Consider the following 6004-nt stretch of genomic DNA (forward strand, 5'->3'; position numbering starts at 1 on the left):
GTGCTGGATATTGCGAAATTCGTCAGCTTCCAGCTGTTCCCGAACAACATTCTGACCCGCGACCAGGTCAGGAATCTGCGTCATGACAACGTGGTATCTGACGCGGCCAAGTCCTTTGCGGATCTTGGCATTGCGCCGACCACTCTGGAATCGGTGCTGCCGGAATATCTTTGGAAATTCCGCCCATCGGGGCAGTATGACGACATTCAGAACTCGGCGAAGAACCTGCGTATCTGATCAGCTGTAGGCCATGAACAACAATGCCGCGCCCAGTATGACGCGGTAGATCACATAGGGCGTGAAGCTGACACTGCGCAGCAGTCGCATCATAAGGCTAAGCGCCAGAAGTGCCGAGACAAAAGCAAATGCCGCGGCAATGGCCCCGTCCCGTGCCAGTTGCGCATCAGCGTCGCGTATCACATCCAGTGCCAGCAGTGTGCCTGAGGCCAGAATGGTTGGGATTGACATAAGCATGGCAATCCGTGCGCCGTCTGCTCGGGTATAGCCCAGTTGACGTGCTCCTGTAATGGTGATCCCGGATCGCGATGTTCCGGGGATCAGCGCAAGAACCTGCCACAGCCCCATGATGAAAGCTTCGCGCACACCCCAATCGGCCGCCCCTTTCGTCTGGGGGCTTTTCTGGTCAATCCAATAAAGCAGCAGGCCAAAGCCCAGCATTGTCCATCCGATTACAGCGATCGAACGCATGGCCTCGCTTAACCCGGTCAGATGCAGGATCAGACCTGCAATCACGGTTGGAATTGTTGCAATGATGAGGCCCAGAGCCAAACGGGCCTGCGGCGTATCTGTCCGGCCGGTCAAGGCGCGCGGCAACCCGGCAAGGGCCTGCTTCACATCCGTCCAGAAATACAGAACGACCGCTCCGAGGGTTCCGACGTGCACCGCGATGTCTATGGCTTGACCCTGATCCTGAAGGCCTGACAAATTCGGCAGCAGGATCAGGTGACCCGAAGACGAAATGGGCAAAAACTCAGTTATTCCCTGAATGATTGCCACGAGAATCAGGTGGAAAAGACTCATCTGCCCTGCCGTGCTGTCGCCACGATTTTCTTGTGGTGTATGGCTATAAGGGCAGTGGAGAAAAGGAAAGTCTTCATATGGGTCCGGATCGTACCTAAAATTCCCTCCATAATTTGCCGATTTCAAGTGGAAGGGCGAAAAATTCTCATAATAGGTCAGTGTATATGACTTTTCATCCGTTTGCGCATCGCATAAAGAAACCGAACCAAGCCAATTCATGGAGTCTGACCCGTGGCCAAGCAACCGATGCTGAAATTTGTGCAGATCGACCGCGTCATGCCGGAAAAGCGTGCCGCCAATGACCGCAGAGAAGACTTTAACGAGATCTATGCAGAATTCGCTGCCGAGAAAGCAGCAGAACAGGCCAGCCGTTGCAGTCAATGCGGTGTGCCTTACTGCCAATCGCACTGCCCGCTGTATAACAACATTCCCGACTGGTTGCGGCTGACTGCAACCGGACGGTTGGAAGAAGCTTACGAAACCAGCCAGGCGACAAACACCTTCCCCGAGATTTGCGGCCGCATCTGCCCGCAGGACCGTTTGTGCGAAGGAAATTGCGTGATCGAACAATCCGGTCATGGAACGGTCACCATCGGAACGATCGAAAAGTACATTACCGACACGGCGTGGGAAAAAGGCTGGGTCAAGCCAGTGGTCCCTGCGGCAGAGCGCCGTGAAAGCGTCGGCATCATCGGTGGCGGGCCGGGCGGTCTTGCCGCGGCAGACATGCTGCGTCGGGCCGGTATTCAGGTCACGGTCTATGACCGCTACGACCGTGCGGGTGGGTTGCTGATGTATGGCATTCCGGGCTTCAAGCTTGAAAAAGAAGTCGTCCAGCGGCGCAACGACCTGTTGGCTGACGGCGGTGTTGAGTTCGTTTTGAACTGCGACGTGGACGCTGCCAAATTCGCGGAAATTCACGCCAAGCATGACGCGGTCATCATCGCGACGGGCGTTTACAAGTCGCGGGATCTGTCCATGCCGGGCAGTGGTCTTGCCGGGATCGAGAAGGCAATCGATTTCCTGACCGCATCAAACCGTAAAAGCTTTGGTGACGTTGTTGAGGATTTCGACAACGGACGGCTGAATGCCGAGGGCAAGAAGGTTGTCGTGATCGGTGGTGGCGACACTGCGATGGATTGTGTGCGCACGTCGATCCGCCAGGGCGCGACGTCAGTCAAATGCCTGTACCGTCGTGACCGGGCAAACATGCCGGGTTCGCAGCGCGAGACACAGAATGCCGAGGAAGAAGGCGTGGTATTCGAATGGCTCAGTGCACCCAAGGGGTTCACGGGCGACGACAAGGTTTCCGGCGTGATGGTGCAGAAAATGCGCCTGGGGCAACCCGATGCATCTGGTCGCCAGGCCCCCGAAGTGATCGAAGGCGCGGATTATGTCGAGGACGCCGATCTGGTGATCAAGGCGCTGGGTTTTGAGCCCGAAGACCTGCCAACGCTGTTCGGGCAGCCCGACTTGCCCGTCACCCGATGGGGAACGGTCCGGGCAGCATTCCAGACCGGGGAAACCGAAATGGAAGGTGTGTACGCAATTGGCGACATCGTGCGCGGTGCTTCGCTGGTTGTATGGGCGATCCGTGACGGGCGCGACTGCGCCGACGCGATCATCGACCGGTTTAATGCCAAGACTGCCGTCGCAGCGGAATAACCCCAGCTTTCAGGAGGGTTCGAAATGTCGGAACTTCAAGGCCAATGCATGTGTGGTGCGGTCACTGTAACTGCTACACCGGCGCGGGATGCGCTGGGGGCGTGTCACTGTGACCAATGCCGTCGGTGGACCAGTTCGATGCTGGTGACGTTTCAGGCGAAAGAAGGCTATGCCGCGCTAGGCCCGGTCAAGACATTTACCTCGTCCGACTGGGCAGAACGTGCCTTTTGCGACGAATGCGGATCCTCGCTCTGGTACCGGATCACGCTACCGGGTGAGATGCACGGACAGACACAAATGGCGGCTGGCCTGTTTGAAAATGCAACAGGCAACCCGCTGAAACTTGAACTTTATATCGACAAAAAGCCCGAGGGATACGCGTTCGCAGGCGAACGTCGGCAAATGACCAAAGCCGAGGTCGAAGCCATGTATTCCCTCTCTGACGAAGGAGACAGCCAATGACCAAATATGATGCCGATTGGGTGCGGGCAGAAGAAGCAAAACGCAAGTGGATGGCCGAAAATGGTCTCTACTCCGAGGCAGAAGAGCATTCTTCGTGCGGTGTGGGCCTTGTTGTGTCCGTTGATGGCAAACGGTCTCGCAAGGTGGTGGATGCCGGGATTGATGCCCTGAAAGCGATCTGGCATCGCGGAGCCGTGGACGCGGATGGCAAGACCGGCGACGGCGCGGGCATCCATGTGCAGATTCCAGTTCCCTTCTTCTATGATCAGATCCGCCGCACAGGCCACGAACCCAAGCTGAATGAACTGATTGCAGTTGGTCAGGTCTTCCTGCCCCGCACCGATTTTGGCGCACAGGAGCGGTGCCGGACCATCGTCGAAAGCGAAGTTCTGCGTATGGGGTATTACATCTATGGCTGGCGACACGTGCCTGTCGATGTGACTTGCCTGGGGGAAAAGGCCAACGCGACCCGCCCCGAGATTGAGCAGATCCTGATCTCGAACTCCAAGGGTGTGGACGAAGAAACTTTTGAGCGCGAACTCTATGTCATCCGTCGCCGCATCGAAAAAGCGGCCTTGGCGTCGGGCATTTCGGGCCTTTATCTTGCGTCGCTGTCCTGCCGGTCGATCATCTACAAGGGCATGATGCTGGCTGAACAGGTCGCTGTATTCTATCCCGATCTGATGGATGACCGCTTTGAATCGGCGTTTGCGATTTACCACCAGCGGTATTCCACGAACACCTTCCCGCAATGGTGGCTGGCACAACCATTCCGCATGCTGGCCCATAACGGCGAGATCAACACCCTCAAGGGCAACGTCAACTGGATGAAAAGCCATGAAATCCGGATGGCTAGCGGAACTTTTGGTGACTATGCCGAAGACATCAAGCCGATCATCGCTGGTGGTTCGTCAGATTCCGCCGCATTAGACTCGGTTTTCGAGGTGTTGGTGCGTGCGGGGCGGTCGGCCCCGATGGCGAAAACCATGCTGGTTCCGGAAAGCTGGTCCAAGCAGGCGGTCGAGCTGCCGCAAGCGTGGTGCGACATGTATTCCTACTGCAACTCGGTGATGGAGCCATGGGATGGTCCGGCCGCGCTGGCGATGACCGATGGACGCTGGGTTTGCGCTGGTCTGGACCGGAACGGGCTGCGCCCCATGCGGTACGTCGTGACCGGTGATGGCCTTGTCATCGCAGGGTCGGAGGCCGGAATGGTGCCGATCAACGAAGCCACCGTGACCGAAAAAGGCGCATTGGGGCCGGGTCAGATGCTGGCGGTCGACATGAAAAAAGGCAAGCTGTACCGCGACACCCAAATCAAGAACAAACTGGCCAGCGCGCTTCCATTCGGCGAATGGGTTGGCAAGATAAACGACCTGGACGAAACGCTTGCGGGTGTGACCGAAGCTCCGATCTTTGCGGGTGGCGAGTTGCGCAAGCGCCAGATTGCTGCGGGATACTCGGTAGAAGAGTTGGAACAAATCCTTGCTCCGATGGCGGAGGATGGCAAGGAAGCCTTGGCATCCATGGGGGATGATACGCCCTCGGCCGTTTTGTCAAAACAATACCGCCCGCTGAGCCATTTTTTCCGTCAGAACTTCAGCCAGGTGACCAACCCGCCGATCGACAGCCTGCGTGAATACCGCGTGATGTCTCTGAAAACCCGGTTTGCCAACCTCAAGAACGTGCTGGACGAAGACAGCAGCCAGACCGAGATCGTGGTTCTGGAAAGCCCCTTTGTCGGCAACGCGCAATGGGACAAACTGGTTGAGAACTTTGATGCGCCGCTAGCGGAAATCGACTGTAGCTTCGAGGCTGGTCAAGGCGCATTGAGCGCAGCTTTGGCCCGTATCAGAGCCGAATCCGAAGAGGCGGTGCGATCTGGTGCCGGGCATATTGTCCTGTCTGATATGCGGTCGGGCGAGGATCGGATTGCGATACCAATGATTCTCGCGACCAGCGCTGTGCATTCCCATTTGACGCGTCAGGGTTTGCGGACCTTCTGTTCGTTGAACGTTCGTTCGGCCGAATGTGTGGATCCGCATTACTTTGCCGTTCTGATCGGATGTGGCGCGACTGTGGTGAACGCCTACCTGGCCGAAGATTCTTTGGCCGACCGCATCGACCGCGGTTTGCTGGACGGAACCCTGACAGAAAACGTCGCGCGCTATCGCGAGGCGATCGATCAGGGTCTGTTGAAGATCATGGCCAAGATGGGCATCTCGGTCATTTCGTCCTATCGCGGTGGTCTGAACTTTGAGGCCGTTGGACTCAGCCGTGCCATGGTGGCCGAGTATTTCCCCGGTATGACGAGCCGGATTTCCGGTATCGGTATCAAAGGTATTCAGGCCAAGGCCGAAGAAATCCATGCCAAGGGTTGGAACAGCGGTCTGGATGTACTGCCCATCGGTGGTTTCTACAAGGCGCGTAAGTCAGGTGAGACCCACGCGTGGGAAGCGACCTCGATGCACATGATGCAGATGGCCTGCAACAAGGCTTCGTATGAGCTGTGGAAGCAGTATTCGGCCAAGATGCAGTCGAACCCGCCAATTCATTTGCGCGATCTGATGGATTTCAAACCGTTGGGCAAGCCGGTGCCGATCGAAGAGGTGGAATCGATCACCTCGATCCGCAAACGCTTTGTCACGCCAGGTATGTCGCTGGGTGCATTGTCGCCCGAAGCGCATAAAACACTGAACGTGGCGATGAACCGGATCGGTGCGAAATCCGACAGTGGCGAAGGTGGCGAAGATCCGGCACATTTCGTGCCTGAACCCAATGGCGACAACCCTTCGGCCAAGATCAAACAGGTGGCTTCGGGCCGGTTTGGCGTGAC

The 6004-nt window shown here is 57.1% G+C and carries 4 protein-coding genes and 1 pseudogene; 4 read left to right on the forward strand and 1 reads right to left on the reverse strand.

All coding sequences use genetic code 11. The features are described from left to right. Positions 1 to 237 (forward strand): annotated as a pseudogene (locus AC2FNC_RS19735) (complex I NDUFA9 subunit family protein); the annotation flags it as partial. Here AC2FNC_RS19735 and AC2FNC_RS19740 read toward each other — a convergent pair. Beyond that, positions 238 to 1041 carry an undecaprenyl-diphosphate phosphatase gene (locus AC2FNC_RS19740; RefSeq protein ID WP_496716407.1) on the reverse strand — a complete coding sequence of 268 codons (804 nt, stop codon included), beginning with the start codon at positions 1039 to 1041 and terminating at the stop codon, positions 238 to 240. Between the two features lie 231 nt (positions 1042 to 1272). Here AC2FNC_RS19740 and AC2FNC_RS19745 point away from each other — a divergent pair, with 231 nt between their 5' ends. The 3 genes from AC2FNC_RS19745 to AC2FNC_RS19755 form a co-directional block, all read left to right on the forward strand. Next, on the forward strand, positions 1273 to 2706 hold the full coding sequence (locus AC2FNC_RS19745) for an NAD(P)-dependent oxidoreductase (protein ID WP_496716409.1): 1434 nt from the start codon (positions 1273 to 1275) through the stop codon (positions 2704 to 2706). A 24-nt stretch (positions 2707 to 2730) separates the two neighbouring features. After that, positions 2731 to 3168 carry a GFA family protein gene (locus AC2FNC_RS19750; protein ID WP_480474595.1) on the forward strand — a complete coding sequence of 146 codons (438 nt, stop codon included), beginning with the start codon at positions 2731 to 2733 and terminating at the stop codon, positions 3166 to 3168. Next, positions 3165 to 6004: glutamate synthase central domain-containing protein (locus AC2FNC_RS19755; RefSeq protein WP_496716411.1), on the forward strand; the 2840-nt coding region annotated here is incomplete at its 3' end. The genes AC2FNC_RS19750 and AC2FNC_RS19755, both read left to right, overlap by 4 nt.

The sequence above is a fragment of the Ruegeria sp. BHSA123 genome (assembly GCF_059613425.1).

Coding starts and splice junctions, on each gene's coding strand:
- AC2FNC_RS19740 (WP_496716407.1), bottom strand. CDS start 1,041: ATGAGTCTTTTCCACCTGATTCTCGTGGCAATCATTCAGGGAATAACT.
- AC2FNC_RS19750 (WP_480474595.1), top strand. CDS start 2,731: ATGTCGGAACTTCAAGGCCAATGCATGTGTGGTGCGGTCACTGTAACT.